27 protein-coding genes and 1 riboswitch are annotated in these 24,961 nt (G+C 48.8%); of the genes, 16 read left to right on the top strand and 11 right to left on the bottom strand.

Annotation, left to right across the window (positions count from 1 at the left end; translation table 11 throughout):
- The first annotated feature begins 51 nt into the window (after positions 1 to 51).
- From folM to QEZ41_RS01905, 4 genes are read left to right on the top strand one after another with little or no spacing between them, the layout of a single operon-like run.
- Positions 52 to 759: a dihydromonapterin reductase gene (gene folM / locus QEZ41_RS01920; RefSeq protein WP_289409670.1), complete on the top strand. Its 708-nt coding sequence runs from the start codon at positions 52 to 54 to the stop codon at positions 757 to 759.
- 14 nt (positions 760 to 773) lie between these two features.
- Positions 774 to 1,331 (top strand): GTP cyclohydrolase I FolE, encoded by a 558-nt coding sequence (folE, locus tag QEZ41_RS01915; protein WP_289409669.1) that lies wholly within the window; start codon positions 774 to 776, stop codon positions 1,329 to 1,331.
- Positions 1,332 to 1,333: 2 nt separating this feature from the next.
- Positions 1,334 to 1,711, top strand: coding sequence for a dihydroneopterin triphosphate 2'-epimerase (gene folX / locus QEZ41_RS01910; protein WP_289409668.1), 378 nt, complete (start codon positions 1,334 to 1,336; stop codon positions 1,709 to 1,711).
- Complete coding sequence (locus tag QEZ41_RS01905; protein ID WP_289409667.1) at positions 1,704 to 2,045, top strand: HopJ type III effector protein; 342 nt, start codon at positions 1,704 to 1,706, stop codon at positions 2,043 to 2,045. The genes folX and QEZ41_RS01905 overlap by 8 nt, the downstream gene beginning before the upstream one ends.
- Here the strand turns inward: QEZ41_RS01905 and rsmI are convergent.
- Positions 2,031 to 2,900, bottom strand: a complete 870-nt coding sequence (gene rsmI / locus QEZ41_RS01900) for a 16S rRNA (cytidine(1402)-2'-O)-methyltransferase (protein WP_289409666.1) — start codon at positions 2,898 to 2,900, stop codon at positions 2,031 to 2,033. The genes QEZ41_RS01905 and rsmI overlap by 15 nt on opposite strands.
- 125 nt (positions 2,901 to 3,025) lie before the next feature.
- Between rsmI and QEZ41_RS01895 the strand changes: the two genes are divergently transcribed.
- The 4 genes from QEZ41_RS01895 to QEZ41_RS01880 are packed head-to-tail and all read left to right on the top strand — an operon-like array spanning position 3,026 to position 6,358.
- Complete coding sequence (locus QEZ41_RS01895) at positions 3,026 to 4,837, top strand: penicillin-binding protein activator (protein ID WP_289409664.1); 1,812 nt, start codon at positions 3,026 to 3,028, stop codon at positions 4,835 to 4,837.
- Complete coding sequence (locus QEZ41_RS01890; protein WP_289409663.1) at positions 4,830 to 5,195, top strand: YraN family protein; 366 nt, start codon at positions 4,830 to 4,832, stop codon at positions 5,193 to 5,195. Before QEZ41_RS01895 ends, QEZ41_RS01890 begins: the two co-directional genes overlap by 8 nt.
- 45 nt (positions 5,196 to 5,240) lie before the next feature.
- Entirely contained in the window at positions 5,241 to 5,834 is a 594-nt protein-coding gene (locus QEZ41_RS01885) for a phosphoheptose isomerase (protein ID WP_289409714.1), read from the top strand.
- A complete protein-coding gene (locus tag QEZ41_RS01880; protein ID WP_289409662.1) occupies positions 5,831 to 6,358 on the top strand; it encodes a BON domain-containing protein in 528 nt (175 codons plus the stop codon). Before QEZ41_RS01885 ends, QEZ41_RS01880 begins: the two co-directional genes overlap by 4 nt.
- A 101-nt stretch (positions 6,359 to 6,459) precedes the next feature.
- Here the strand turns inward: QEZ41_RS01880 and QEZ41_RS01875 are convergent, their stop codons facing one another.
- The 7 genes from QEZ41_RS01875 to rplM all read right to left on the bottom strand — a co-directional run bounded on the left by QEZ41_RS01875 (position 6,460) and on the right by rplM (position 11,314).
- A complete protein-coding gene (locus QEZ41_RS01875) occupies positions 6,460 to 6,903 on the bottom strand; it encodes a ClpXP protease specificity-enhancing factor (protein WP_289409661.1) in 444 nt (147 codons plus the stop codon).
- An 8-nt stretch (positions 6,904 to 6,911) separates the two neighbouring features.
- A complete protein-coding gene (locus QEZ41_RS01870; RefSeq protein ID WP_289409660.1) occupies positions 6,912 to 7,532 on the bottom strand; it encodes a glutathione S-transferase N-terminal domain-containing protein in 621 nt (206 codons plus the stop codon).
- Between the two features lie 114 nt (positions 7,533 to 7,646).
- The gene (locus QEZ41_RS01865; protein ID WP_289409659.1) at positions 7,647 to 8,357 is read right to left on the bottom strand and encodes a cytochrome c1; all 711 of its coding nucleotides are present in this window, start codon (positions 8,355 to 8,357) and stop codon (positions 7,647 to 7,649) included.
- Positions 8,357 to 9,568 carry a cytochrome b gene (locus QEZ41_RS01860; protein ID WP_289409658.1) on the bottom strand — a complete coding sequence of 404 codons (1,212 nt, stop codon included), beginning with the start codon at positions 9,566 to 9,568 and terminating at the stop codon, positions 8,357 to 8,359. The genes QEZ41_RS01865 and QEZ41_RS01860 overlap by 1 nt, the downstream gene beginning before the upstream one ends.
- The gene (gene petA / locus QEZ41_RS01855; protein ID WP_289409657.1) at positions 9,568 to 10,161 is read right to left on the bottom strand and encodes a ubiquinol-cytochrome c reductase iron-sulfur subunit; all 594 of its coding nucleotides are present in this window, start codon (positions 10,159 to 10,161) and stop codon (positions 9,568 to 9,570) included. Before petA ends, QEZ41_RS01860 begins: the two co-directional genes overlap by 1 nt.
- A gap of 316 nt (positions 10,162 to 10,477) precedes the next feature.
- Positions 10,478 to 10,870: a 30S ribosomal protein S9 gene (gene rpsI, locus QEZ41_RS01850; RefSeq protein ID WP_289409656.1), complete on the bottom strand. Its 393-nt coding sequence runs from the start codon at positions 10,868 to 10,870 to the stop codon at positions 10,478 to 10,480.
- Positions 10,871 to 10,885: 15 nt separating this feature from the next.
- Positions 10,886 to 11,314 (bottom strand): 50S ribosomal protein L13, encoded by a 429-nt coding sequence (gene rplM / locus QEZ41_RS01845; RefSeq protein ID WP_289409655.1) that lies wholly within the window; start codon positions 11,312 to 11,314, stop codon positions 10,886 to 10,888.
- A gap of 266 nt (positions 11,315 to 11,580) precedes the next feature.
- Between rplM and dauA the strand changes: the two genes are divergently transcribed.
- The 5 genes from dauA (at position 11,581) to QEZ41_RS01820 (ending at position 16,776) form a co-directional block, all read left to right on the top strand.
- Positions 11,581 to 13,338 (top strand): C4-dicarboxylic acid transporter DauA, encoded by a 1,758-nt coding sequence (dauA, locus tag QEZ41_RS01840; RefSeq protein WP_289409654.1) that lies wholly within the window; start codon positions 11,581 to 11,583, stop codon positions 13,336 to 13,338.
- A gap of 24 nt (positions 13,339 to 13,362) precedes the next feature.
- Entirely contained in the window at positions 13,363 to 14,148 is a 786-nt protein-coding gene (locus QEZ41_RS01835) for a bifunctional hydroxymethylpyrimidine kinase/phosphomethylpyrimidine kinase (RefSeq protein WP_289409653.1), read from the top strand.
- 17 nt (positions 14,149 to 14,165) lie between these two features.
- Positions 14,166 to 14,801, top strand: a complete 636-nt coding sequence (thiE, locus tag QEZ41_RS01830) for a thiamine phosphate synthase (protein ID WP_289409652.1) — start codon at positions 14,166 to 14,168, stop codon at positions 14,799 to 14,801.
- A 9-nt stretch (positions 14,802 to 14,810) separates the two neighbouring features.
- Positions 14,811 to 16,094 (top strand): glutamate-1-semialdehyde 2,1-aminomutase, encoded by a 1,284-nt coding sequence (hemL, locus tag QEZ41_RS01825; RefSeq protein WP_289409651.1) that lies wholly within the window; start codon positions 14,811 to 14,813, stop codon positions 16,092 to 16,094.
- Positions 16,095 to 16,176: 82 nt separating this feature from the next.
- Positions 16,177 to 16,776 carry a nitroreductase family protein gene (locus QEZ41_RS01820; RefSeq protein WP_289409650.1) on the top strand — a complete coding sequence of 200 codons (600 nt, stop codon included), beginning with the start codon at positions 16,177 to 16,179 and terminating at the stop codon, positions 16,774 to 16,776.
- Between the two features lie 45 nt (positions 16,777 to 16,821).
- Here the strand turns inward: QEZ41_RS01820 and thiC are convergent, their stop codons facing one another.
- Positions 16,822 to 18,705 (bottom strand): phosphomethylpyrimidine synthase ThiC, encoded by a 1,884-nt coding sequence (gene thiC / locus QEZ41_RS01815; protein WP_289409649.1) that lies wholly within the window; start codon positions 18,703 to 18,705, stop codon positions 16,822 to 16,824.
- Between the two features lie 77 nt (positions 18,706 to 18,782).
- Positions 18,783 to 18,886, bottom strand: a riboswitch (TPP riboswitch).
- A 117-nt stretch (positions 18,887 to 19,003) separates the two neighbouring features.
- Here thiC and QEZ41_RS01810 point away from each other — a divergent pair.
- Complete coding sequence (locus QEZ41_RS01810; RefSeq protein ID WP_289409648.1) at positions 19,004 to 20,428, top strand: TolC family outer membrane protein; 1,425 nt, start codon at positions 19,004 to 19,006, stop codon at positions 20,426 to 20,428.
- Between the two features lie 49 nt (positions 20,429 to 20,477).
- On the opposite strand, the gene nadC is transcribed toward QEZ41_RS01810, so the two are convergent.
- On the bottom strand, positions 20,478 to 21,326 hold the full coding sequence (nadC, locus tag QEZ41_RS01805; RefSeq protein WP_289409647.1) for a carboxylating nicotinate-nucleotide diphosphorylase: 849 nt from the start codon (positions 21,324 to 21,326) through the stop codon (positions 20,478 to 20,480).
- A 267-nt stretch (positions 21,327 to 21,593) separates the two neighbouring features.
- Here nadC and QEZ41_RS01800 point away from each other — a divergent pair, with 267 nt between their 5' ends.
- Positions 21,594 to 23,882, top strand: coding sequence for a DUF1631 domain-containing protein (locus QEZ41_RS01800; protein ID WP_289409646.1), 2,289 nt, complete (start codon positions 21,594 to 21,596; stop codon positions 23,880 to 23,882).
- Between the two features lie 7 nt (positions 23,883 to 23,889).
- On the opposite strand, the gene QEZ41_RS01795 is transcribed toward QEZ41_RS01800, so the two are convergent.
- Positions 23,890 to 24,354, bottom strand: coding sequence for a hypothetical protein (locus tag QEZ41_RS01795; protein ID WP_289409645.1), 465 nt, complete (start codon positions 24,352 to 24,354; stop codon positions 23,890 to 23,892).
- Here QEZ41_RS01795 and trmL point away from each other — a divergent pair.
- Positions 24,353 to 24,814 carry a tRNA (uridine(34)/cytosine(34)/5-carboxymethylaminomethyluridine(34)-2'-O)-methyltransferase TrmL gene (gene trmL / locus QEZ41_RS01790; RefSeq protein ID WP_289409644.1) on the top strand — a complete coding sequence of 154 codons (462 nt, stop codon included), beginning with the start codon at positions 24,353 to 24,355 and terminating at the stop codon, positions 24,812 to 24,814. The genes QEZ41_RS01795 and trmL overlap by 2 nt on opposite strands.
- Positions 24,815 to 24,961: the final 147 nt, after the last annotated feature.

Raw genomic sequence — 24,961 nt, 5'->3', positions numbered from 1 at the left:
TAGTCGACCAAGTATGGCAGACTGCTTAACCCATTATAGGTTTTGAGTATTATGCAACAAGCCGCCCCTATTCTCATCACAGGCGCCGCACAACGTATTGGCCTTCATTGCGCCAAGCGTTTGGTCGCCGACGGTTACTCAGTCATTATCAGTTACCGCAGTGAACACGAACAGCTAGAACAGCTGACCCAACTGGGTGTAACCTGCATCCAAGCAGATTTTTCCTGCGAAGCAAGCATTCTTGTATTTATTGAACAAATAAAGCGTCATACCTCTAATCTGCGCGCTATTATTCATAACGCCTCGATGTGGCAAGCTGACAACCATCCTTCTGCGTCGCAACCGCTTAGCCAATTATTCCATGTCCACATGCTTGCGCCTTACATGATTAATCTCGCTTGTGCGCCGTTGTTAGAACAAAGCCCTATCGCCGACATTATTCACATCAGCGACGATGTAACCCGCAGAGGCAGCAGCAAGCGTATCGCTTACAGCGCCACTAAAGCAGGAATGGACAATATGACCCTTTCCTTTGCCGCACGCTTTGCACCAAAGATTAAAGTAAATACTATCGCCCCCGCATTGATCATGCAGCACCCCAGCGATGCTGAGCCGTATTTACAACAGGCAAAAAACAAATCTGTCATGCAAACCATTCCCGGCCCCAATGTGGTCTACCAAACAATAAAATACTTACTTGACTGCCCCTATACTACCGGCACGACCTTAACCCTAAACGGCGGTCGCCACCTGCTATAACAAGGAGACACTCTGTGTGTAACGATCTTGCAAAACACTATCAACAAATCTTGCTCGGCCTAGGGGAAGATCCGGAGCGTGAAGGTTTACGCGACACTCCTATGCGCGCGGCCAAGGCCATGCAATACCTGTGTAACGGCTATGAAAAAAGTCTCGACGAAATCGTCAACAATGCGCTGTTTGAATCCAGCAGCGAAGAAATGGTCATCGTGCGCGATATCGAGCTGTATTCTCTATGCGAACACCACTTGCTGCCTTTTATTGGTAAGGCTCATGTTGCCTATATACCGACTGGCAAAGTTCTTGGCCTGTCTAAGATAGCTCGCATCGTAGATATGTATGCCCGGCGTCTGCAAATTCAAGAAAACCTCACCCGCCAAGTGGCAGAAGCGGTGCAATCCGTAACCGGAGCAGCAGGGGTGGGCGTGGTTATCGAAGCTAAACACATGTGCATGATGATGCGCGGCGTAGAAAAGCAAAACTCCGTCATGACCACCTCCGCCATGCTCGGCAGCTTTCGCCGCTCAGGCAACACCCGACAAGAGTTTTTACAGCTTATTCGGAATCACTGAACATGCTTGATTTAAAGCCGGGTCTGGCTAAAATTCGCATCAAAAATCTGCGCTTGCGTACCTACATTGGCATTAATGATGATGAAATCCGCAACAAACAGGATGTACTCATTAATATCACCCTAGTGTACCGCGCTAAAGATGCGGTAATCAGCAACAACATAGAAGACGCGTTAAATTACCGCAGCATTTGCAAAACGGTTATTGCGCTGGTTGAAAGCAAGAGCTTTGCACTTCTGGAACGCCTCACCCAAGAAGTGCTCGACTGCGTGATGAATTTTGAGCGAGTTGAGTTTGCTGAAGTCGAGATCGACAAACCCCATGCGCTGCGCTTTTCTGAGTCCGTCTCCATTACCCTAACCGCACAGCGTCATGCATAAAATACTGGCTCATTTCAAACTACGCCTACAGCTACCCACGCATTTGTTTGCCGACAGCTTGGCGTTTATTGAGCAACATTATCATTACCAGCCGCAAGCTTTTCTTAACGGTAGCATTACTAACCTAGCAGGCGAAAATCAGGGTTCCTGTAAAATACTGGGGCTAGCTCTTCTGGAAGGCTTAAGTACAGAAGAAGCCCTGTTAGCTTTTGGTGAGCATTACCGCCATGTACTAGCCAACCCAGTCGGACAAGAACATCAAAATATCCGCCAACTGTTATTAACAGGGCTCAACGCCGTTGCTTTTGAACAACTGCCCTTAACTAGACGCTAAGTTATCCAGCCCCCACTGATAAAGCAGGTTTTTGCGTACACCCGTAATCTGTGCGGTCATGGCCGCGGCTTTTTTTAACGGCAATTCATTGCACAGCAGCTTAAGAATGCTTTGTGTATCGACGCTTATTTCATCGGTTGCTGCTTTTGTATCAACACCTTTCACTAACAACACGCACTCACCACGTTGCTGGTTAGTATCCGCGCCAATCCACTGCGCCAAGTCAGCCAAACTTGCTCTTTTGATAGTCTCAAAGGTTTTAGTCAGCTCGCGAGCCAACACCGCTTGACGCTCACCACCAAAGACTTCGGCCATTGCTCTAACTGAGCCCAGTACACGGTGCGGTGCTTCGTAGAAAATCATGGTGCGGCTTTCTTGCGTCAAACGTTGTAAGTATTTTTGCCGTGCACCTTCTTTAGCAGGTAAAAACCCTTCAAACGCAAAACGATCACAAGGCAGTCCGGCAGCCGATAAAGCAGTGATCGCAGCACTCACGCCTGGCACTGGTACCACTTTAATGCCCGCCGCATGCGCTTGTGCCACTAAGTGGTAGCCAGGGTCGGATATCAGCGGTGTGCCCGCGTCACTGATTAAAGCCACATTGGCGCCCTGCTCTATGCGCTGAAGCAAACTGCTGCTTTGCGCACGTTCATTGTGGTCATGACAGGCCACCAAAGGCGTGCTAATCGAGAAGTGTTGCAGCAAGCGGCTTGAGTGGCGCGTATCCTCTGCTGCTATCAGCTGCACCTCAGCCAAAACACGCAATGCTCGCGCAGTAATATCATCTAGATTACCTATGGGGGTAGCCACCACATATAAGCAGCCAGCAGCATTATTAAGGGCTTCGTCTTGCATTTGTTTTTCCAATAATAGGTTTAGAAGGAGATTATAACTTGAATGTGCACTAAGCATCGCAGCTTGGCCTTTGCTTAGGTACAATGTGCACCTTTCATACCTCTTGTTTGCTGTGGATTCTAGCTATGTTTAATCGTGCACCTTTACCTCTTACTTTAATCTGCACTGTCTTGTTAGCAGCATGTGCCGGAACGCCCGACAATCATATTGGCACATTGCCAAGCCAAAAGTATGACGACGTTGATAAAACGCTAATGCTGGCCGAAAAGAAAAAAGGCTCCGAAGCGATAAACCTCTACCTCTCGGCGGTCGATCTCGCTTGGCAACAAGGCGACACACTTAAAGCAAGAACCCTGTTAGAGGCAATTAATTTAAGCGAAGCCTCCCCCGCACAGTTAATTTTTGCCTATACCCTGACGGCGGAGTTAGCCATAGCCCGCAAGCAACCTGAACTGGCATTACAAATTTTAAACAAGCCTGAATTTCAGCGTCTTACCGAATTACCGCTCAAACAACAAGCTCGTAGCCAACTTGCCCGCGCTCAAGCCTTAGAAGATACAGGCCGCCCTTTAGCCGCCGCTCGGGAACGTATTTTTACAGCGCCCTATTTAACGGGCGAACAAGCCAATACAAACCATGAGCACATCTGGCAGCTCATTAGCCAATTACCGAGCACCCACTATCAAATACAAAACGAACCTGACCTTGACGGCTGGATAGAGTTAGCCAAAGTGACCAAAAGCACCGGCTCACTAGAACAAAAGCAGCAGGAGATCCAATACTGGGTTGAAACTCATGCCAAACACCCTGCAGCCATTCAACTCCCGCAGGCACTACAAGCGCTGCAACAACTTACCGTGCAACCCATTAAGCGAATTGCCATCCTGTTGCCCACAGCAGATGCCAACCAAAACGTAGTCAACGCTATTCGTAACGGACTGCTCAGCGCCTATTACCACGCTCAAGAGACTGGCAAAACAGTACCTGAGCTGTTCTTTTATAACAGCAGTGAGCAGACCTCTTTGGGCCAGTTATACAGCGATTTACAAAGCAAAAACATTGACCTGCTGATTGGCCCTTGGGAAAAAGACACCGTAAAGCGATTAGCAGCACAAAAGCGTCTACCTGTTACAACGCTCGCGCTAAACTACGCAGAAACCTCCGAGCAAAGCCCTCCCAATGAGTTATTTCAGTTTGGTCTAGCAGCTGAAGACGAGGCACGCATGGCTGCCGATCGCGCATGGGCTGACGGCAAACGCAATGTCATTATTTTAGTCCAGTCAGGTGAGTGGGGCCGGCGCGTACAGAATGCATTTAACCAACGCTGGCTCTCCCTTGGTGGACAAGTGGCAGGCTCACAAGCCATTGGACAGCCCATTGAGCTGGCACAGCAAATCGGCACACTGTTGCAGCTACGCGACAGCGAGGCACGCAGTAAAAGACTGCAGAATCTACTAGGTACCAAGTTATTCTCCAATCCCAGCCGCCGCCGCGATGTTGATTTTATCTTCCTAGCCGCCAGCCCTTTGCAGGCACGGCAGATCCAACCCACGCTAAGATTTCAATATGCGGGCGATCTGCCCATTTACGCCACGTCTTCTCTTAACCCCAGCTCACAAGACAGCGGTATTCAACAAGATCTTGAAGGTATATTCCTAACCGAAATCCCTTGGCTGTTTAATACTGATGATCCCCTGCGCCAGCAAATTATTACTCGCTGGCCAGAAGCTGATGCGTTCATGGGCCGTTTTTACGCTATGGGAGCGGACGCTTACCAGCTTGCTTTGCAATTACAACAGCTCAAAGCATTGCCCAACAGCAAAACCGAGGGTTATACCGGCTCATTGCAACTTAATCAGCAACAGCAAATCGAAAGAACTTTATATTGGGCGAAAATAAAACAAGGAAAAGCAGTTCCCGTTTTGGAAGATGAATAGCACGATACTCGTTGGCAAACACGCCGAGCATTACGCCACGCGTTTTCTCATTGACCAAGGTCTCAAGCTCGTTGAACGCAACTGGCGTTGCCGTTACGGCGAGATTGATCTGATCATGCTGGATCGTGCTACCCTAGTATTCGTTGAAGTTCGCTATAGAAAAAGCACCACCTTTGCTGAACCACTTGAGAGCGTTAACCGAGCCAAACAGCAAAGAATTATCGCTACAGCCCACGCGTTTTTACAAAAAAACAGCAGCTGGCAAGAGCATGATTGTCGATTCGATGTGGTAGCCGCCAAGAGCAGCAATCAAACATACAGTTTCGATTGGGTGCAGCATGCTTTTGAAGCCCTATAGCTCGATATAGATAGCGCTCGCAATTCATTATTTTTAGAAGAAGTAATCAACATGCAAAACCGTATCCAACAAATGTTTAAAGCCAGCATTGAAACCAAGCAAAAAGCCTTAGACGTTTTGCCTGATTCCATTGAGCAAGCCAGCATTCTCATGGTCAACTCGTTACTCAATGAAGGCAAAATACTTGCCTGCGGTAACGGTGGTTCAGCGGGTGATTCGCAGCATTTTTCATCCGAGCTGCTTAATAGGTTTGAGCGTGAACGCCCAAGCTTGCCTGCCATTGCATTAACTACTGACAGCTCAACCATTACCTCTATTGCCAACGATTACAGCTATGAAGAGATTTTTTCCAAACAAATTCGTGCACTAGGCCGTGACGGTGATGTACTGCTGGCTATTTCCACCAGTGGCAACTCGGCTAACGTTATTCAAGCCATTCACGCAGCGCACGACCGCAATATGCAGGTGGTAGCGCTTACTGGGCGTGACGGTGGCAACATAGCGCCTTTATTATTGCCTGATGACGTTGAAATACGCGTACCTTCAAACGTCACTGCACGCGTGCAAGAAGTCCACTTGCTGGCCATACACTGCCTATGTGATCTGATTGATAACCATCTTTTTGGGTGTGAAGAATGATACGTAAACTTATTATTTTAGTCGCTAGCCTAGCCGTCCTCAGCGCATGCAGTGGTCGTAGCCTAGGTAACAAACTCGATGATCAATTTATTGCCCCCGCAGTAACCGCTGCAATTAAAGAAGCACACGTGGATCTAAACCGTCCCACCTCTGTGATCTCACTAACCAGCTACAATGGTGTTGTGCTGCTGGTAGGTCAAACACCCACGGCTGAGCTTAAGCAGCGCGCAATGACTGCCGCACAGCAGGTTGATGGCGTGAAAAAAGTTCATAATGAAATCACCGTAGAGCAGCCAATCACGGGGCTTATTCGCAGCAACGATGCCTTACTAACTTCTAAGGTGAAAGCACGCCTCATTGGGGATGCTGATGCGCCAGCATCTAGGGTGAAAGTTATCACTGAGAATGGCGTTGTTTACTTACTGGGCATCGTTGATCACAACCAAGCAAAGTACATTACCGATGCAGTTCGCCATGTTGGCGGCGTACAAAAAATTGTTAGGCTATTTGAATACGTCGATTAATCGCAGCGTAACTCATAAAAAAAGCCTTTTCGCTTAACGCAAAAAGGCTTTTTTATTCCTTATGTTTAGTAGGCTAAGTCCACAATCAACCCGCTACCTTTCTATTTAACAATTCGCAGACTCGGTTTGCCACCACTAGGCATTGTAGGTGGCTCAGGCGGCTCTGGTTCATCCGCCTCTGAACTTGCTTGTTTTGTGTCTGCTATCTTTTCGTCAGCAACGGAATTGATATCGCCTAATTCAGCCTCAAAAAACATACCTTGACCATTTTCTTGCGCATAAATAGCTAGCACCGCATAAATAGGAATATAAATTTGGCGGGCTATACCAGCAAAACGCGCTTCAAAGCAAATGGCGTCATCATCAATATTTAAATTACGCACTGCGCTTGGTGAAAAATTAAGCACCAGCTGACCATTTTCACCATAGCCTTCAGGTACTTGTACGTTGGGCAAATCAACAGCTACTAGCACATAGGGCGTGCAGTCATTATCAACTATCCATTCATACAGCGCACGTATCAGATAAGGTTTGCTTGATTTCATAATTATGCTTAAGCACGCATAAGGCGTTCTGCTTCTGAAAGACTGGCTTGAAATGCATCACGAGCAAAATTTCGCTCCATATAATCCAGCAATGGTTGAGCTGCTTTTGGTAGCTCAATACCTAAAATAGGTAAACGCCATAGTAAGGGTAACAAGCTGCAGTCAACCAGTGTCAGCTCATCGCTCATAAAGTACTCTTTATTAGCAAAGACTGGAGCTACACCAATTAAACTCTCACGCAGCTCTTTACGCGCTTTATTGCGCGCTGGTTCTTTAGCTTTAGCATCCAGAATAGTGTCTGCTTGCACACACCAGTCACGCTGTACGCGTTCGGCTAGCATGCGTGTATTAGCACGCGCTACCGGATATACAGGTAACAAAGGCGGATGCGGGTAACGCTCATCCAGATACTCCATAATTACGCGGGTATCATACAGGGCCAGATCGCGATCAACTAAGGTCGGTACAGTAGCGTAAGGATTCACCTCGGCTAAGTACTCAGGACACTCGCCACTGACCACATCAAATATATCTGCAGCAACTCCTTTTTCAGCTAAAACCAAGCGAATCCGATGCGAATATTGACATACAGGATCAGAATAGCAGCCTAATTTGTTTGGGGCAGCCATTACTTCCCTCCTTATAGCTAAGTGAAACAAACAACAGAAGCTTACGTTCGTTTAGAGACGCAAAATGCACGCGACCACAGGACCGCGTGCATTTCACTGATTCATAGCGAATTATTACTTAATATCTTTCCAGTACTCACGCTTCAACAAGTAAGCGAATACAAAGAAAATCACTAAGAAAATAAGAACGTAAGTACCAATGCGCTGACTTTTTAGCTTCACTGGGTTAGCTGAATACTCTAAGAAAGTAACAAGATTCTTAATAGTTTCATCAAACTCAGCAGCTGACATTGAACCAGTACCTGGCTCAATGGTTAGCGTAGTACAAGCCTCATCAGCACAGACTTGATTACCTTGCAAAGACACTAACACGTTAGGCATACCCACATCTTTGAATACCATGTTATTAGCACCATAGGGGCGGGTTGTATCCTGGTAGAAAGTGCGCATATAGTTATACAACCAATCAGCACCACGTACACGTGCGACCATGGTCAAGTCTGGAGGCGCAACCCCAAGCCATTGCTTAGCTTGAGCATCAGTCATGGCGGACTTCATGTGGTCACCGATTTTTGCATCAGTGAACACTATGTTCTCCATCATTTGCTCTTCGCTAATTCCTAGGTCAGTAGCCACTCGCTCATAACGCTGAAACTTAGCGCCATGACAGCCCATGCAGTAGTTAGCAAAGGTTTTTAGACCATCTTGCATAGCCGCTTTATCAGTTAAGTCGATGTTAACTTTATCCAGCGGGTATGCTCCATTCGCTGCAAAACCAAACATTGGCAGTGCAGCGAAAATCAATGCAACAATTTTCTTTTTCATTAGCCTGTCACCCTTTCTGGAACCGGTTTGGTTTTTTCCATTCTGGTGTAGAAAGGCATCAGAATGAAATACGCGAAATAAAGAATGGTACAGATACGTGCTAATAACGTACGCTCAGGCGTTGGTGCTAACACACCCAGTACTCCCAGAATAATGAAGGAAATACAGAACACCCACAACCACACCTTACTCATCCAACCCTTATAACGCATAGACTTAACCGGACTACGGTCTAACCATGGCAGGACAAACAGTACTGCAATCGCACCACCCATCGCGACAACACCCATCAGCTTGTCAGGTACGGCACGTAATATCGCGTAAAACGGGGTGAAGTACCAAACAGGTGCAATATGAGCGGGGGTTTTCAGCGCGTTCGCTTGTTCAAAGTTTGGTCGCTCTAGGAAGTAGCCGCCCATTTCAGGCATAAAGAACACTACAAAGCAGAACACAAACAAGAACACAGCCACACCAACGATATCTTTCACTGTGTAGTAAGGATGGAAAGGAATACCGTCTAAAGGAACGCCGTTTTCATCTTTCAGTTTCTTGATATCCACACCGTCTGGGTTGTTAGAACCCACTTCGTGTAGTGCTAGGATGTGCAATACAACCAGAGCCAGCAACACAATAGGTACAGCTACAACGTGCAGCGCAAAGAAGCGGTTCAGGGTAATGCCTGAGATCAGGTAGTCACCACGAATCCACTCAGTTAGGTCAGCACCAATAACTGGAATAGCACCAAACAGGGAGATAATTACCTGCGCGCCCCAATAGGACATTTGGCCCCAAGGTAGCAAGTAACCCATAAAGGCTTCTGCCATCAACGCTAAGTAAATCAGCATACCGAAGATCCACACCAGCTCACGTGGCTTCTGGTAAGAACCATAAAGCAGGCCACGGAACATGTGTAGGTAAACTACGACAAAGAATGCTGAGGCACCAGTTGAGTGCAAGTAACGCAAAATCCAGCCGTACTCAACATCACGCATGATGTATTCAACGGAAGCAAAAGCGCCTTCTGCCGATGGCTCATAGCTCATGGTTAGCCAAACACCGGTAAGGAGTTGGTTGACCAGTACGAGTAACGCCAAGGAACCGAAGAAGTAGTAGAAGTTAAAGTTCTTCGGCGCATAATATTTGGATAGATGGTCTTCCCACATTTTGGTTGCAGGAAAACGAGCGTCGATCCACTCCATTAACTTACTCATTATGCTGTCTCCTCATCTACGCCAACAATGACAATATCATCTGTCTCATAGCTATATGGAGGCACTGGCAAATTCAATGGTGCTGGCTGGGATTTATATACACGGCCTGCCAAGTCATAGCGCGAACCGTGACAAGCACAAAAATAACCGCCAATCCAGTCTGGACCCAAGTCTGCAGGAGCAACCTCTGGACGGAACGTAGGCGCACATCCAAGGTGTGTACAGAGTCCAACAACAATCAATATCTCTGGACGAATTGAACGGTGTTTAGGGTCTACATAACTAGGCTGGTCAGACTCTTTGGAATCTGGGTCCGCCAAGGTTGGCTCGAGTTTTTCCAATCCAGCCATAATTTCAGGAGTGCGATGAACAACAAAAACAGGCTGACCACGCCACTCAGCAACGACCTGCTGCCCTGGCTCAACCTTACTGATGTTTACTCGCACTGGTGCGCCCGCGGCCTTAGCCTTCGCACTGGGGGCCCAAGACCCCAGAAACGGGATAGCAGCGCCTGCCGTTCCTACAGCACCCACAACACTTGTGGCTGCCACTAGAAAGCGACGTCGGCCTACATTCACGCCGTCATTGCTCATTAAGTCGTCTCCCATCAGCTTATTCGGCTTTTTTACAAAGCCTTTTATTAAGAAAAAAACTAACTGTTTTTTTCAATCCATAGAATGGTAAAGAAAAGCCGTGCAATTGACAAGATTATTGACTAGCAGAAAAAACTCAGAAGCTTGATCTTGGCTAACTAAATCTACGGGAAGTCTATGCTATCGGTAGATTTAGCGTTGTCTTTGCTAGCCCCATGCAACCATGACAATTTGTCGCACGCTTTTTTGCCTTTTACGGATACAAAAAACGCCCATTTCTAAACAGAATATGGGCGTTCTCTGTATACGCAAACACTTAACGCTTGGAGTACTGAGGACGCTTACGCGCCTTACGTAAACCAACTTTTTTGCGTTCAACTTCACGAGCATCACGCGTAACGAAGCCAGCTTTACGCAATTGACCACGTAAAGTTTCGTCGTACTCCATCAGTGCACGCGTAATACCATGACGAATAGCACCAGCCTGACCTGTAATACCACCACCTGCCACAGTAACGTACACATCGAATTTCTCTGCGGATTCAGTGAGCTCTAACGGTTGACGTACCATCATGCGCGCTGTTTCACGACCGAAAAAATCGTCGATGCTGCGATTATTAATTGAAATACTGCCAGTACCTGGACGCAAGAAGACACGTGCTGTTGCAGTCTTGCGACGGCCTGTACCGTAATTTTGATTCGCCGACATAATCTACTATTCCCGTTAAATCTTCAGTTCTGTGGGTTGCTGTGCAGCATGTGGATGCTCAGTACCTGCGTAAACTTTAAGTTTACGATACATTGCACGACCCAGTGGGTTGTTAGGCAACATGCCCTTTACTGCGCCTTCAAGCACTCGCTCAGGTGCACGCGCAATCAGCTTCTCGAAACTGATTGACTTAATTCCACCTGGGTAGCCTGTATGTGAATAGTAGAGCTTATCAGATGTTTTCTTTCCTGTTACTCGTACCTGCTCTGCGTTGATGACAACAATATAGTCGCCCGTATCAACGTGAGGTGTGTATTCAGGCTTATGTTTTCCACGCAAGCGGGTGGCAATTTCAGTAGCCAAACGACCCAAGGTCTGGCCAGCTGCATCGATCACATACCAGTCGCGTTTCACTGTTTCTGGTTTTGCACTAAAAGTTTTCATTCGCTATAGCCTCAGAGCCGTTCAGTTATTTTAAACGGCAAATCCTAATCATTAGTCTGGTGTTGACTGTTTAAAGCTGCATAGCAAGCACTACTTTCGGGGGCTCGGGTCTCGTGCTTACTTGAACTTACATGCTCGACAGGCGTAGCATCTTCCTGTCTATTCAATTGTTCAGCTAGGCATACTGTCCAAAAGAGTCGGGCAATTATGCCTATTACAGAGAATATTGCAACTTAATTCCACTAAAAAACCGTCTGGAGCCAGTGATGTATCTTCCCCCTTTATTTTCTGCTTTACGCCAAAGCTTTGCTGCTGGCTACTCAGTGAACTCACTACGCGGAGATATTAGTGCGGGCTTAACCGTGGGTATTATTGCTATTCCTCTAGCCATGGCATTAGCTATTGCCGTAGGCGCGGCCCCGCAGCACGGCCTTTACACTGTATTGGTTGGTGGCTTTATAATCGCTCTACTGGGCGGCTCACGTTTTAACGTGTCCGGTCCTACCGCAGCTTTCGTAGTCATTCTTTTGCCCATCACACAACAATTCGGCTTGGGCGGACTTTTACTCTGTACTTCGCTGGCAGGCGTTATTTTAGTCATCATGGCTTTTTTGCGTGCCGGTGCGTTACTGCAGTTTATTCCTTACCCAGTCATACTCGGCTTTACCGCTGGTATCGGCGTGGTAATCGCCACCTTACAAATACAGGACGCTTTTGGTTTAACAGGCATCGATACTCCAGCCAACTATATTGAACGCATACAAGGCCTAGTGCTCGCCCTCCCCAGCATGCGCATGGGCGATACTCTTGTTGCTGCTTTAACTCTTGGCACTCTGGTTATTTGGCCCAAATTTTTCCCAAAAATCCCCGGCCACTTGGTTGCCTTAACTTTGGGCACATTGCTGGGTCTTGTGTTTCATTCTATTGAGCTTGATGTTGTCACCATTGGTGATCGTTTCAGCTATATGGTTGACGGCGTTAGTCATCCCGGCATTCCGCCTTTTCTACCCAGTTTCACCTGGCCATGGCAGCTAACCGGCGCCAATGATGCACCACTGGTATTGTCTTTCGAGCTGTTTCGTCAACTATTAGCACCTGCTTTTGCAATAGCAATGTTGGGCGCAATCGAGTCTTTGTTGTGCGCCGTAGTGGCTGACGGTATGGCAGGCACCAAACACGATCCTAATGGTGAGCTGCTTGGCCAAGGTATAGGCAATATTGTGGCGCCCATGTTTGGCGGCATCACTGCCACTGCAGCCATTGCCCGCAGCGCTGCAAACGTACGTGCCGGCGCTGTCTCACCAGTCTCCGCCATTATTCACGCATTTGTGGTTTTACTCGCCATCTTAGTATTGGCGCCGCTGTTCACTTATATCCCTATGGCTGCACTGGCCGCGCTGCTACTCATGGTAGCTTGGACCATGAGCGAGCCTAAACACGTCATTCACACACTAAAAATCTCACCGCGTAATGATGTATTGGTGTTATTAACCTGCTTTATTTTGACAGTTTTATTCGACATGGTACTCGCCGTTGGAGTTGGCCTGCTGTTGGCTGCCGGTCTATTTATTAAGAGCATGAGTGAGCTTACCGACACCACCAGCATTAGCCGCGAACATTTTGATGAACTCGGCGAGCTACCAGAGTCTGTTGCTCTGTATGCTATCCGTGGGCCTTTATTCTTTGGAGCTGCTGAAAAAGCTCTTAGCGCACTACGTCGCTTCAGTCCTGGATTGCAGATTGTCATTGTCGATTTAAGCGCAGTTTCTATGCTAGACATGACTGCCCTTGCCGCCTTACAAAACGTGGTAAATGACTACCACGCACAAGGCATAGGCATTATCTTCCTTGGCACCTCGGCACGCGTGCGCAGAAAAATGCGCCGCGCCGATGTTCGTATGCGTAGAGGACAGTTATCATTCGCCAATACCCCCGAACAAGCTAAAGCGCGCGCTTTGCGCTGGTTAAGCGCGCAGAAATGCTTAGATGAACCTACTACCTGTGAAACACCTAACCACCTCTAATTATTTGTGAATAAAGGCTTAATAATGACCAACCCTTCTTTTCGCCCAATTGTACTATGCCTATCAGGACACGACCCCATAGGCGGCGCTGGCATACAGGCTGATATCGAAGCCCTGCTAGCACAAAACTGCCACGCTGCGCCTGCTATTACTGCATTAACCATTCAGGACACGGTCAACGTCAGCGATTTTCGTGTGCTAGACCACGACTGGATTGTTGCTCAGGCGCGTGCCATTCTTAGCGATGTTAGCGTTTCAGCTATCAAACTCGGCATGCTGGGCTCAAGCGAAATGGTGCGTACCGCCATTGAGGTCATGCACATGACCCCAAACATCCCGGTAATCTGCGATCCTGTGTTGCGCGCCGAAGGCGGTGGTTCTTTGGGCGCTGGCGATGTCGGCTTTACACTCAGGGAAGAGCTGTTGCCTTTGGCTCATATAGTTACCCCTAATCTGCCAGAAGCGCAGATGCTAGCCGAACTACCCTATGGTACTGAGGACGAATGCGCAGAGGTGCTGCTCAGGCACTGCAAAAACTTGCTCATCACCGGCGGTCACGGCCCTGAAAACGAGCTACATAACCGCCTCTACCTAGAAGACGGCAGTCGCCACGATATTATCCAACAACGCTTACCCGGAAAATACCACGGCTCGGGCTGTACACTTGCTAGCGCTCTTGCTGGTCGAATTGCCCAGGGCGAAAACTTACTCAGCGCGGTACACAGCGCTTTAAACTATACATGGCGCACATTGCGTGACGCAGAAGCTCCGGGTAAAGGGCAATATATCCCGCGCCGTTTACCTTTGTAATTTTTCATAAGACCACTATGAAGCTATACGGACTTTACCCCATCACTGACAGCCAACTGCTTGCGGATGGCCGTTTAGTACCTTACTGCGAAGCAGCGCTTAAAGGTGGTGCGCGTGTGCTGCAGTACCGTGATAAAAGCAGCTCAACCAAGCAGCGCTTATACGAAGCCAGCGCGCTGCTGGAGTTGTGCCACGCCTACAATGCCGAGTTGATTATCAATGACGAACTAGCATTGGCCGAGCAACTGGGTTGCGGTTTGCATTTGGGACAAGGCGATGGCTCGCTAACAGAAGCACGTTTACGCTTAACTGAAAGCGCCATTATCGGGGCTACCTGCCACCACCATTTACACTTGGCCGAACAGGCAGTTGCCCAAGGTGCTAGCTACGTTGCTTTTGGACGTTTTTTCAGCTCACAAACCAAGCCCGGCGAGGTTTTGGCGGATATTGATCTGCTGCAACAAGCCCAGTTTTTGCAGCGCCCTATCGTGGCCATTGGCGGCATTGAGCTGGATAGCGCTGCACCCCTAATCAGCCATGGAGCTGCTATGATAGCGGTCATTCACGCACTGTTTGCCGCGTCCACAGCTGCCGAAGTTGAGCGGCGCGCCCGTGCCTTTACCGATCTTTTCCCACCCTTTGCGACAAATTAGAGGATTTTCATGTCTCGTTCAGCCACTTTATTTGCTAACGCCCAACAACACATTCCTGGCGGCGTAAACTCTCCTGTTCGTGCTTTTGCCGGTGTCGGCGGCACGCCGTTATTTTTCAAGCACGCCGAAGGCGCTTATGTGACCGATGAGGACGACAAACGCTATGTCGACTACATCGGCTCGTGGGGTCCAATGATTCTTGGCCATGGTCATCCTGAAGTGCTCAATGCAGTACGCGCACAGTTGGAACACGGCCTGTCATTTGGTGCGCCAACAGCGTTGGAAGTAGAGATGGCCGACTTGGTTAGCCAGCTAGTGCCCTCCATGGAAATGATGCGTATGGTCAGCTCCGGCACCGAAGCAACCATGAGCGCGATCCGTTTAGCACGCGGTTACACCGGACGTGACAGCATTATCAAATTTGAAGGCTGCTACCACGGTCATTCCGACAGTCTGCTGGTGAAAGCCGGTTCAGGCGCACTGACCTTGGGCGTGCCAAGCTCGCCCGGCGTGCCTGCGGACTTCGCCAAACACACCATCACCCTACCCTATAACGACCTAGATGCCGTGGCTAAGTACTTGGCAGAAAAAGGCCAAGACATTGCCTGTATTATTATCGAGCCGGTAGCGGGTAACATGAACTGTATTCCACCTGTAGATGGCTACTTGCAAGGTTTGCGCCAGCTGTGTGATAAACACGACGTGGTGTTGATTTTTGACGAAGTCATGACAGGCTTCCGCGTGGCCTTAGGTGGAGCACAGGCACATTACGGCGTGAAGCCGGATCTGTCTACCTTCGGTAAGGTAATTGGCGGCGGCATGCCGGTAGGCTGCTTTGGCGGTAAAAAAGAGATCATGTCGCACATTGCGCCATTAGGTCCGGTGTACCAAGCCGGTACGCTATCTGGCAACCCGCTAGCGATGGCCGCAGGTTTAGCCACGCTCAAACTGGTGCAACAAGCGGATTTTCATGCGCAACTCAGTAGCTATGCCAAGCGTCTGACGCAGGGTTTACAAGAGCGTGCTGATGCCGCCGGTATTGCCTTCACAACCACGCAAGTGGGCGGCATGTTTGGCCTATTCTTTACCGACAATAAAGACATCCGTAACTTTAAGGATGCGGTCGCCTGTGATGTTGAACGGTTCAAGAAATTCTTCCACCTGATGCTTGACGGCGGCGTTTATTTGGCGCCAAGTGCTTATGAAGCCGGCTTTGTGTCTGCAGCCATGGGTAAAACCGAGCTACAAATCACGTTAGAAGCCGCTGAACAAGCCTTTAACGCTTTAGCCTAACCTCAAGCAGGCCTGAGCAACCAAGCTCAGTCCTGCTTGATCAGTGTCGAGCCTTAATTATACAACAACGGATACTCAACCTATGCACAATCTATTTATCGAATCCATTAAAAAACGTCGCAGTCAGTATGCGCTAGGTAAAAACCTCACCTTGTCGCAGGCCGAGACTACCGAGCTTATTCAAGAGGCGGTTAGGCAGGCGCCTTCAGCGTTTAACTCACAAAGTACTCGCGCAGTAATTCTCTATGCTGAGCACAACCAAGCATTGTGGGATTTGGTCAAAGAGTCTTTACGGCCTTTGGTTCCTGCGGATAACTTTGCTGCCACCAAAACCAAGGTGAATAGCTTTGCTGCGGGCGCAGGAACAGTTTTATTTTACGAAGACCAAACAGTGGTGGAAGGATTGCAGGAGCGCTTTGCTCTCTATGCGGATAACTTTCCAGTTTGGTCTGAGCATGCCAATGCCATTGCCCAGTTTTCCGTCTGGACAGCACTGGCTAATGCCGATATAGGCGCCAGCCTGCAGCATTACAATCCAGTAATCGACGCTGCTGTCGCTGCGCACTGGGATATTCCAAGCAACTGGACGCTACGGGCGCAAATGCCTTTTGGCTCCAACGAAGGCGAGCTTTCCGAAAAAACCTATATCGCTGACGCCGAGCGTTTTTTGATATTTGCGTAACAAGAATGCGGGCAGCCCTGCCCGCATTACCTCGCCACCGGCTAATTAAACCTGCTTATAAATTATCGAGCCCTCTTGGCGAAAGCGTTCCGACTGTTCTTTAAAGCCCGCCTCAATCGCTTTTTGCTCATCCGTTAACCCGTGCTCTTTGGCGTACTCACGCACATCCTGAGTGATTTTCATCGAGCAGAATTTCGGTCCACACATGGAACAAAAATGCGCCACTTTGCCCGACTCTTTGGGCATGGTTTCATCATGAAACTCCCGCGCCGTGTCAGGATCGAGTGCCAAGTTAAACTGATCCTCCCAACGGAACTCAAAACGCGCTTTACTCAATGCATCATCACGAATCTGTGCCCCCGGATGGCCTTTTGCCAAGTCAGCCGCATGGGCGGCAATCTTGTAGGTGATAATGCCGGTTTTCACATCGTCTTTATTGGGCAAACCCAAGTGCTCTTTAGGCGTGACATAGCACAGCATCGCACAGCCGTACCAACCAATCATTGCCGCCCCCATGCCTGAGGTGATGTGGTCATAGCCCGGTGCAATATCAGTGACTAAGGGACCCAGGGTATAAAAAGGCGCCTCATCACAGCACTCCAGCTGTTTCTCCATATTTTCCTTAATCATATGCATCGGCACATGCCCCGGCCCTTCGATGATGGTTTGCACATCATGCTCCCACGCCACTTTGGTCAGCTCGCCGAGCGTTTCCAGCTCAGCAAACTGCGCGGCATCGTTCGCATCAGCTATCGAGCCCGGACGCAAACCATCACCCAGCGAGAAACTCACATCATAGGCTTTCATAATTTCGCAAATATCTTCAAAATGCGTATAGATGAAGTTTTCTTGGTGATGGGCTAAACACCACTTGGCCATAATCGAGCCGCCACGCGAGACAATGCCGGTAACGCGCTTGGCTGTCAGCGGCACATAGCGCAGTAACACACCGGCATGAATGGTGAAGTAATCCACGCCCTGCTCCGCCTGCTCAATCAGGGTGTCGCGGAACAGTTCCCACGTCAGTTCTTCGGCAATGCCATCGACTTTTTCCAGCGCCTGATAAATGGGTACCGTACCAACCGGCACCGGCGAGTTACGGATAATCCATTCGCGGGTTTCGTGAATATTTTTGCCCGTAGACAAATCCATGATGGTATCCGCACCCCAGCGAATACCCCATGTCAACTTAGCGACTTCTTCTTCAATGGATGAGCCCAGCGCCGAGTTACCAATGTTGCCGTTGATCTTGACCAAGAAATTACGGCCGATAATCATCGGCTCTAATTCAGGATGGTTAATGTTTGCGGGAATAATCGCCCGTCCACGCGCAATTTCACTGCGCACAAACTCAGCGGTAATTTCTTTAGGAATGCTGGCACCAAAGCTTTGCCCCGGATGCTGGCTATCCAGCAAACCGGCTTCGCGAGCTTCTTGCAGCTTAAGGTTTTCACGGATGGCGACAAACTCCATCTCCGGCGTAATCACGCCCTGCCGTGCATAATGCATTTGGCTGACATTACGCCCAGCTTTGGCGCGCCTAGGCTTGGTGGTGGCGGCAAAACGCATGGCGTTTAATTGCGCGTCATTGAGGCGCTGCTGACCAAACTCTGAGCTAAGCCCGGGTAATTCTTCGGTATCGCCGCGCTCGGCAATCCACGCACTGCGCACATTGGGCAAGCCTTTACGCACATCAATGCTGATGCTAGGGTCCGTGTAGGGACCTGAGGTGTCATACACCAATACCGGTGCATTGGCTTCTTGGCCTTGCTCAGTAACGGTGGGCGTTAAACTGATTTCCCGCATCGGCACGCGTATATCTGGGCGCGAACCCGGCACATAGATTTTGCGTGAATTAGGAAAGGGTTGAATGGACTGAGCGTCCACTTGGGCGGTATCACTAAGGTGTTGCGACAGCTTTTGCGTCATGTTCAGGTTCTCCGGTTAACAGAACAAAAAACTGTCAGGGGAACCTGTCCACAAAAAATAGAGGCGCCAAGACTCACAACGCCTCTTCTCTTGTTTCCTACGCGGGTATTAACCCGATCAGGTTCAACGGGATCCGGCATATGCCAATCTCAGCCTAAATCAGGCGCCCCGACAAGAATCAATCACCATAAGAACAGATAGCTCGCAAAAGCACAAGCCAGCGCCACGTGCTAAATGGTCACTTGACCCATCCCACAGCAAACTTTAGTCTTAAGTATTATTTTTATGAGTCATAACCATGCGCGCCTTACCTATTATTATTGCAGCCAGTTTTTTTATAACCACCAACGCCTATGCTACCCAAACCATTACACAGGCTAATTTGCTGGATGTGTACCAGCTTGCGGTAGAGAACAACTCTGACCTTGCAGCCGCGCACGCAGCATACCGTGCCCGATCTGAAAACATTCCCCTGGCTCGTGCTGCTTTGTTACCCCAGCTCGGCGCAGGTGCCGGCACCAACCACAGCCGCACCTCAGTGGATACACGCCAGCTGGGTGAGCAAACCAGCAAGCGTAACAGTTACAGCTATCAAGCCACGCTTAGCCAACCCCTGTTTCGCCTTGATAGCTGGTACCAACTCAAAGCGGCACAGGCAGATAGCGAACAAGCAGCGTTGGAACTTTCCGCAACCGAGCAAAGCATTATTTTGCAGAGTGCAGAAGCCTACTTTGCTGTTTTACGCACACAGGATAACCTAGCGGCTAGCCGCGCCGAGGAAGATGCTTTTAAACGCCAATACGATTTGGCTTCAGAGCGTTTTAATGTGGGCTTATCTGATAAGACGGATGTACTGCAAGCCCAAGCAGCCTATGACGCAGCTCGCGCGAACCGTTTGGTGGCAGAAAACCAAGTGCAGGACGCCTTTCAAGCACTCAGCACCCTAACCAATCAAACGTTTAACGCCCTAGAAGGCGTACGTCACAGTTTGCCCGTCCTGCCGCCCCAGCCCAACGATGCTAATGCCTGGGTCAATAAAGCAACTGCAGAAAACCTACAGTTACAAGCCATGGATTTTGCAGTAACCGCGGCAGAAAATGATTTACGCAAACGTAAGTCCGGTCATGCACCCACCATCGACGCCATTGCACAGCATCAAAAAGGTGACAATGACAGCCTAGGCTTCATCAATAGGGGTATGCCCACCTACCATCGTCACGCGGAACAAACCGTGATTGGTTTGCAACTGACTATCCCGCTATACAGCGGCGGTGCAACTTCTGCCAGCGTGCGTCAGGGCGTGCAACAAAGAAATCAAATCGAATATTTAAAAGAAAGTATGCATCGTCAGATCATACAGGATGCGCGCAATCTGCATCGAGCGGTTAACACGGATATCCAACAGGTTCAGGCGCGTAAGCAAACGATTATTTCCAGCCAGAGTGCAGTCGAAGCAACCGAAATTGGTTATGAAGTGGGTACGCGCACCATAGTAGATGTGCTAGACGCGCAACGCCAACTATTTGCTGCAGTACGCAATTACAACAACGCCCGTTACGATTATATTTTGAACAATTTGCGCTTACAGCAAGTGGCAGGCAGTCTCAGCCCTAATAACTTACAGGCGCTCAGTCCATACTTGAATCCAGCCTACGATCCAGACAAAGACTTCCTGCCGCCAGACTTAGATGCAGAAATAGAAGCAAACCTCAGAAGAAGATAAACCAACACCAGCAGGGCTACGTTGCTAGCTCTGCCGGTGCAGTATAAATTTACAGGCTTAAGCGCATCGACAAGTCGACTGCCTTAACGTTTTTAGTCAGCGTACCCAGCGAGATAAAATCCACTCCCGTTTCAGCTACTGCACGCAAAGTCTGTTCGTTAATTCCACCAGAGGCCTCCAACTTAACCTGACCCGCATTGAGTTTGACCGCCGTACGCATATCCTCATACGATAGCTCATCAAGCATAATAATATCAGCGCTGGTTTTTAACGCTTCAGCAAACTCATCCAGGTTTTCCACTTCTACTTCGATGGGTTTTTCTGGAGCAATACGGCGTGCAGTTTCCACTGCTTCTTTAATGCCACCACAGGCAGTAATATGATTCTCTTTGATTAAAAACACATCATACAACCCAATACGATGATTATGACAACCACCGCAAGTTACTGCATATTTTTGCGCCAAACGCAGACCCGGAATGGTTTTGCGCGTATCTAATAGCTTGATCGGCAAATCTTTAACCTTGTCGGCAAAATAACCGCAGCGCGTAGCAACTGCCGATAACGTTTGCATAAAGTTCAACGCGGTACGCTCGCCTGTCAATAGCGAACGCGCACTGCCCACCAACTCAAACAATACCTGATTCGTGCTCACCCGTTCACCATCGGCCACGTGCCAAATCACTTCGACAGCTGGATCCACTTGACGGAACACCTCATTCACCCAGGCCATGCCACTAATGATGGCATCTTCGCGGGTAATTACCCGAGCACGGGCTTGTTGTTCAGCCGGAATAAGTTGCGCGGTAATATCCCCAGTACCCACATCTTCTGCTAAAGCAACCCGCACATTGTCGCGAACCTCTGCCGCAAGTTGCTCGATAGTCAAATTCGCCATGCAACACTCCAAAAAAACAATTTAGTATTATAGAGCCACGCGCTTAAATTATGAAACACCAACACCCCTATCCCCCAACAATAGCTGTGACTGGCTTCAAAGCTTAGATGGGCTGCGCTTGGACTTAAAAAGCGGCTGGTTATAATCAATAAAAATTTGACGCCAGATTTCTGACCCTCTTTTTGCAGCATACATTTTCTAGTCTAGGTGTTAGTATTAGTTATTTGTAAACTCAAGCTACAGGCTTGTTCTCAGAGGAGGTAGCCTATGCAAAATGAAGCCAAGGTTGTGCCTATAAGCCACAGTACCACCTCAAAGAATCTCGGCAATTTGCCACCCGTCCTCTCTTTAGTGCGGGACAATGCCACCCTGCACATCAAAAAAAATCTGCAAGAATTATTTACCTCAGCGGATGACATTTTATTTGAAATGGCCGATCGCGCCACTAGCAATAGTGAACAAAACAGCCTGTTTGAGGCCATGCGCGATTTACGTCTTAAGCGCAAAAGCCTAGAACGCGGCTTTTTCCATGGCTTACTTGATAAATTTAATCAGCTGAATCAACGTTCCATAGGCCGCAGCCGAGTAGAAGAAAAGCTCAACCTAGACACTCTCAGCTTAGTGCAAAATGACGAGCTTGAAGAATCGGTTGCGCTTGAAACCATGATCGCCAAAGTAATGGGGACTGAAGTACAGCCCCTAACTCTGCTCAGCACGCGCCTAGGTCACTTGCTACAGCGCAAAATCAGTAACGATGAGAACCCACTAGGCCCTAAATCACTGGCCACTGCTTTTCTCGAATCCTGCACGATTCTGGGCTTTGAAATCCAGATTAAACTGATTATCTTGAAGCTGTTTGAAAAGGCCGTGCTGGACAATATTCATGCGCTTTACCACGCCAGCAATGAGCTGTTGATAAAGGAAGGGGTTCTGCCCGATCTCAGCAGCCAAACAACCGAGCGAAAACGTCCCTCCGTTACACAAAGGCATGCCACAAGTCATACAGCTGATGCAGACCAACACTCCTTTGGCGTGACGCAAGCAATTCACACACACATTGCTTTCGATGAGCTGCAAGCATTACTGGGGCATTTGAAGCTTAGCCAAGCAAGCACCCCCGCACCCAGTGACGCGGTACCCATAAGTACACAGGATTTAATGCGTCTGCTGTCTCACTTACAGCAACATAACAACGAACAACATGTAAGCAGTCAAATCGTCCGCAAACAACTCGACAGCATACTGCAACGCGCCAGCCAGCAAAGCAAACGCACGCGCGTCGTAGGTGAAATTGATAACGACATTATCAATCTCGTCTCCATGCTGTTTGATTTTATTTTAGACGATCGTTCTATTCCTAGCGCATTAAAAGCCATGATTGGGCGCATGCAAATTCCGCTATTAAAACTGGCTGTTTTAGACAAATCCTTTTTTGATAACACCAATCACCCTGCACGCCGCCTGTTGAATGAAATTGGCTCTGCTGCACTGGGTTGGAGCGACCAAGATACCAAGCACCAAGATAGCTTATCGCAAAAAATAGAATCCATTGTGCAGCGTCTACAGCATGACTTCTCTGATGACCCCGGTATTTTTAATGAACTGCTAACGGATTTTGCCAGCTTCATGCGTACTGAGCGTCGCCGCAGCGAGCTTCTAGAACAACGTGTTCGTGATGCTGAAGAAGGACGCGCACGCTCTGAGTATGCGCGCGCACAGGTGGAAGAAGCGCTCAATGAACGCTTGATGGGTAAAACCCTTGCCGAAACCGTGGTACAGATACTGCAAGACTCATGGAGCAAAGTCATGCTGCTTAACCATCTCAAATATGGTGAGCAATCCAATCAATGGAAAAGCAGCTTAGCTGTCATGGATCAGCTGATATGGAGCGTTTCGCCCCATACAGAGCCGGATACCGCACGCAAGTTACGCCTACTTATCCCAAAACTGCTCGAAAAACTGCACGAAGGTTTTAATCAAGCCGCTCTCGATCCTTTCGCTACCTCTTTACTGTTTACCAAACTAGAAGTTTTACATGTGCAGGCTATGCAGCGTGCCAACGCACTCTTAGAGCCCGCCCAACCTGCTACTGAGACTGTAAAAGCAACGCCAGCACAATCGACCCCTAGCGATACTCCTACAGAGCCACCACCAACAGCTGAGTCTACAGAGCCCGCTCAAGAAGAACCTGCCATGGTTGAGGTAAAGGCAAAAATCGCCCTTACTGAGCCTGCCGCTGACACCGTGCCTGAAGTAGAGGTTGATGAAAATCATCCCGCCTTAGCACTGGTAGATAAGTTAAATGCCGGTAGCTGGTTTGAGCTAACACAGGCCGATGAGCAAAATACTCGCTGTAAGCTGGCTGCCATTATCAAATCTACAGGACGCTATATTTTCGTTAACCGCAGAGGGCTTAAAGTACTGGAGAAAAGCCGCGCCGAGCTTGCTTTAGCTTTTGCAGACGGAACTCTGACGTTGCTGGATGATGCACAGCTCTTTGACCGCGCCCTAGAATCAGTTATCGGTGATTTACGCCGCTTAAAGAGCCGTGATTAAACCTGCATTATTGCTGTGTCGCTGTTGTTACTTGTACCGCTATACAAGGTTGTTCTTCGAGTTGCTGCCAAGTTCCCTGCAAAGGCTGTAACGCAACCAGCCCTAACTGCAACCCCTCTTGTTGCGGCGTAACTCGCCAGCTCACTCTTTCTTCATTGTCGGACAACAGCAGTTGCCCACTAGCAGGCGTGCCAAGCACCTGCTCAAAACTTAACCAGTACATTCCCTGTGTTTGTCCACTGCGCACCTGCGGCACAGCACCAAAGCAAAGCTTTAATCCCTGTTCCTGCACGGTAATCTGGATAAGTTGATTGTGAATTCGAACGGGCTGGGTTTTAAATACATCACCCAGCATCAGCCCCAACAAAAATGCCACCAAGCAGAGGCTAGCAAAAAACTTTAACCGTAACTTGCGTCGCGGCAGTTCAGGCAGGGTAGAATCAGCAATTATTTTTTGTCTAGGCTGTCTCATGTTTCACATCATTCTTTTTGAACCGGAAATCCCACCAAACACCGGCAACATCATTCGTCTGTGTGCCAACATTGGCTGCAGCTTACATCTTATCAAGCCTTTGGGCTTTGTTTTTGATGACAAACGCTTACGACGTGCTGGACTGGATTACCAAGAGTTTGCTGAAGTGAAGCTCCATGAGGATCTAGCCAGTTGTTTAACGGCACTTAACCAACCACGTCTGCTTGCCTTTAGCACTAAAGGGCAGCACAGCTATGCAGATGTTCAGTATCAGGCTGGTGATGCTTTTATTTTTGGTCCTGAAACCCGCGGCTTGCCAGACTGGGTGCGTAACAGTATTCCGGCAGAGCAGCTGGTGCGTCTACCGATGCGCGAAAACTCACGCAGCTTAAATTTATCTAATACTGTAGCAGTAGCCGCCTATGAAGCGTGGCGACAATTGAACTTTGCCGACTCTTAGCGTCCTGCCCGAAAAGCACATAGCGACCTGCGCTGTGGTTTCATTTTTATAAGCGTAACGGTTGCATCCTTGCCACCGTTGCTGCCTATAGCCCAACACATACGGCTTATGCATTGAGTACTCCAAGCCCGGAGTATGGGTTGCTTA

Source organism: Thiopseudomonas acetoxidans (assembly GCF_030362935.1).
Classification (GTDB): domain Bacteria; phylum Pseudomonadota; class Gammaproteobacteria; order Pseudomonadales; family Pseudomonadaceae; genus Thiopseudomonas; species Thiopseudomonas acetoxidans.
Note: the sequence above shows the minus strand (reverse complement) of the source record. Positions and strands in the feature narration are given on the sequence as shown.

What these genes read in the sequence shown, in the direction of transcription:
- rplM (WP_289409655.1), bottom strand. Translation starts at nt 11,314, where the DNA reads ATGAAAACTTTTAGTGCAAAACCAGAAACAGTGAAACGCGACTGGTAT.
- folX (WP_289409668.1), top strand. Translation starts at nt 1,334, where the DNA reads ATGCTTGATTTAAAGCCGGGTCTGGCTAAAATTCGCATCAAAAATCTG.
- QEZ41_RS01905 (WP_289409667.1), top strand. Translation starts at nt 1,704, where the DNA reads ATGCATAAAATACTGGCTCATTTCAAACTACGCCTACAGCTACCCACG.
- QEZ41_RS01865 (WP_289409659.1), bottom strand. Translation starts at nt 8,357, where the DNA reads ATGAAAAAGAAAATTGTTGCATTGATTTTCGCTGCACTGCCAATGTTT.
- dauA (WP_289409654.1), top strand. Translation starts at nt 11,581, where the DNA reads ATGTATCTTCCCCCTTTATTTTCTGCTTTACGCCAAAGCTTTGCTGCT.
- trmL (WP_289409644.1), top strand. Translation starts at nt 24,353, where the DNA reads ATGTTTCACATCATTCTTTTTGAACCGGAAATCCCACCAAACACCGGC.
- rsmI (WP_289409666.1), bottom strand. Translation starts at nt 2,900, where the DNA reads ATGCAAGACGAAGCCCTTAATAATGCTGCTGGCTGCTTATATGTGGTG.
- nadC (WP_289409647.1), bottom strand. Translation starts at nt 21,326, where the DNA reads ATGGCGAATTTGACTATCGAGCAACTTGCGGCAGAGGTTCGCGACAAT.
- rpsI (WP_289409656.1), bottom strand. Translation starts at nt 10,870, where the DNA reads ATGTCGGCGAATCAAAATTACGGTACAGGCCGTCGCAAGACTGCAACA.
- thiE (WP_289409652.1), top strand. Translation starts at nt 14,166, where the DNA reads ATGAAGCTATACGGACTTTACCCCATCACTGACAGCCAACTGCTTGCG.
- QEZ41_RS01880 (WP_289409662.1), top strand. Translation starts at nt 5,831, where the DNA reads ATGATACGTAAACTTATTATTTTAGTCGCTAGCCTAGCCGTCCTCAGC.
- QEZ41_RS01820 (WP_289409650.1), top strand. Translation starts at nt 16,177, where the DNA reads ATGCACAATCTATTTATCGAATCCATTAAAAAACGTCGCAGTCAGTAT.
- QEZ41_RS01890 (WP_289409663.1), top strand. Translation starts at nt 4,830, where the DNA reads ATGAATAGCACGATACTCGTTGGCAAACACGCCGAGCATTACGCCACG.
- QEZ41_RS01800 (WP_289409646.1), top strand. Translation starts at nt 21,594, where the DNA reads ATGCAAAATGAAGCCAAGGTTGTGCCTATAAGCCACAGTACCACCTCA.
- QEZ41_RS01835 (WP_289409653.1), top strand. Translation starts at nt 13,363, where the DNA reads ATGACCAACCCTTCTTTTCGCCCAATTGTACTATGCCTATCAGGACAC.
- folM (WP_289409670.1), top strand. Translation starts at nt 52, where the DNA reads ATGCAACAAGCCGCCCCTATTCTCATCACAGGCGCCGCACAACGTATT.
- QEZ41_RS01860 (WP_289409658.1), bottom strand. Translation starts at nt 9,568, where the DNA reads ATGAGTAAGTTAATGGAGTGGATCGACGCTCGTTTTCCTGCAACCAAA.
- QEZ41_RS01810 (WP_289409648.1), top strand. Translation starts at nt 19,004, where the DNA reads ATGCGCGCCTTACCTATTATTATTGCAGCCAGTTTTTTTATAACCACC.
- QEZ41_RS01870 (WP_289409660.1), bottom strand. Translation starts at nt 7,532, where the DNA reads ATGGCTGCCCCAAACAAATTAGGCTGCTATTCTGATCCTGTATGTCAA.
- hemL (WP_289409651.1), top strand. Translation starts at nt 14,811, where the DNA reads ATGTCTCGTTCAGCCACTTTATTTGCTAACGCCCAACAACACATTCCT.
- thiC (WP_289409649.1), bottom strand. Translation starts at nt 18,705, where the DNA reads ATGACGCAAAAGCTGTCGCAACACCTTAGTGATACCGCCCAAGTGGAC.
- QEZ41_RS01895 (WP_289409664.1), top strand. Translation starts at nt 3,026, where the DNA reads ATGTTTAATCGTGCACCTTTACCTCTTACTTTAATCTGCACTGTCTTG.
- QEZ41_RS01875 (WP_289409661.1), bottom strand. Translation starts at nt 6,903, where the DNA reads ATGAAATCAAGCAAACCTTATCTGATACGTGCGCTGTATGAATGGATA.
- petA (WP_289409657.1), bottom strand. Translation starts at nt 10,161, where the DNA reads ATGAGCAATGACGGCGTGAATGTAGGCCGACGTCGCTTTCTAGTGGCA.
- QEZ41_RS01795 (WP_289409645.1), bottom strand. Translation starts at nt 24,354, where the DNA reads ATGAGACAGCCTAGACAAAAAATAATTGCTGATTCTACCCTGCCTGAA.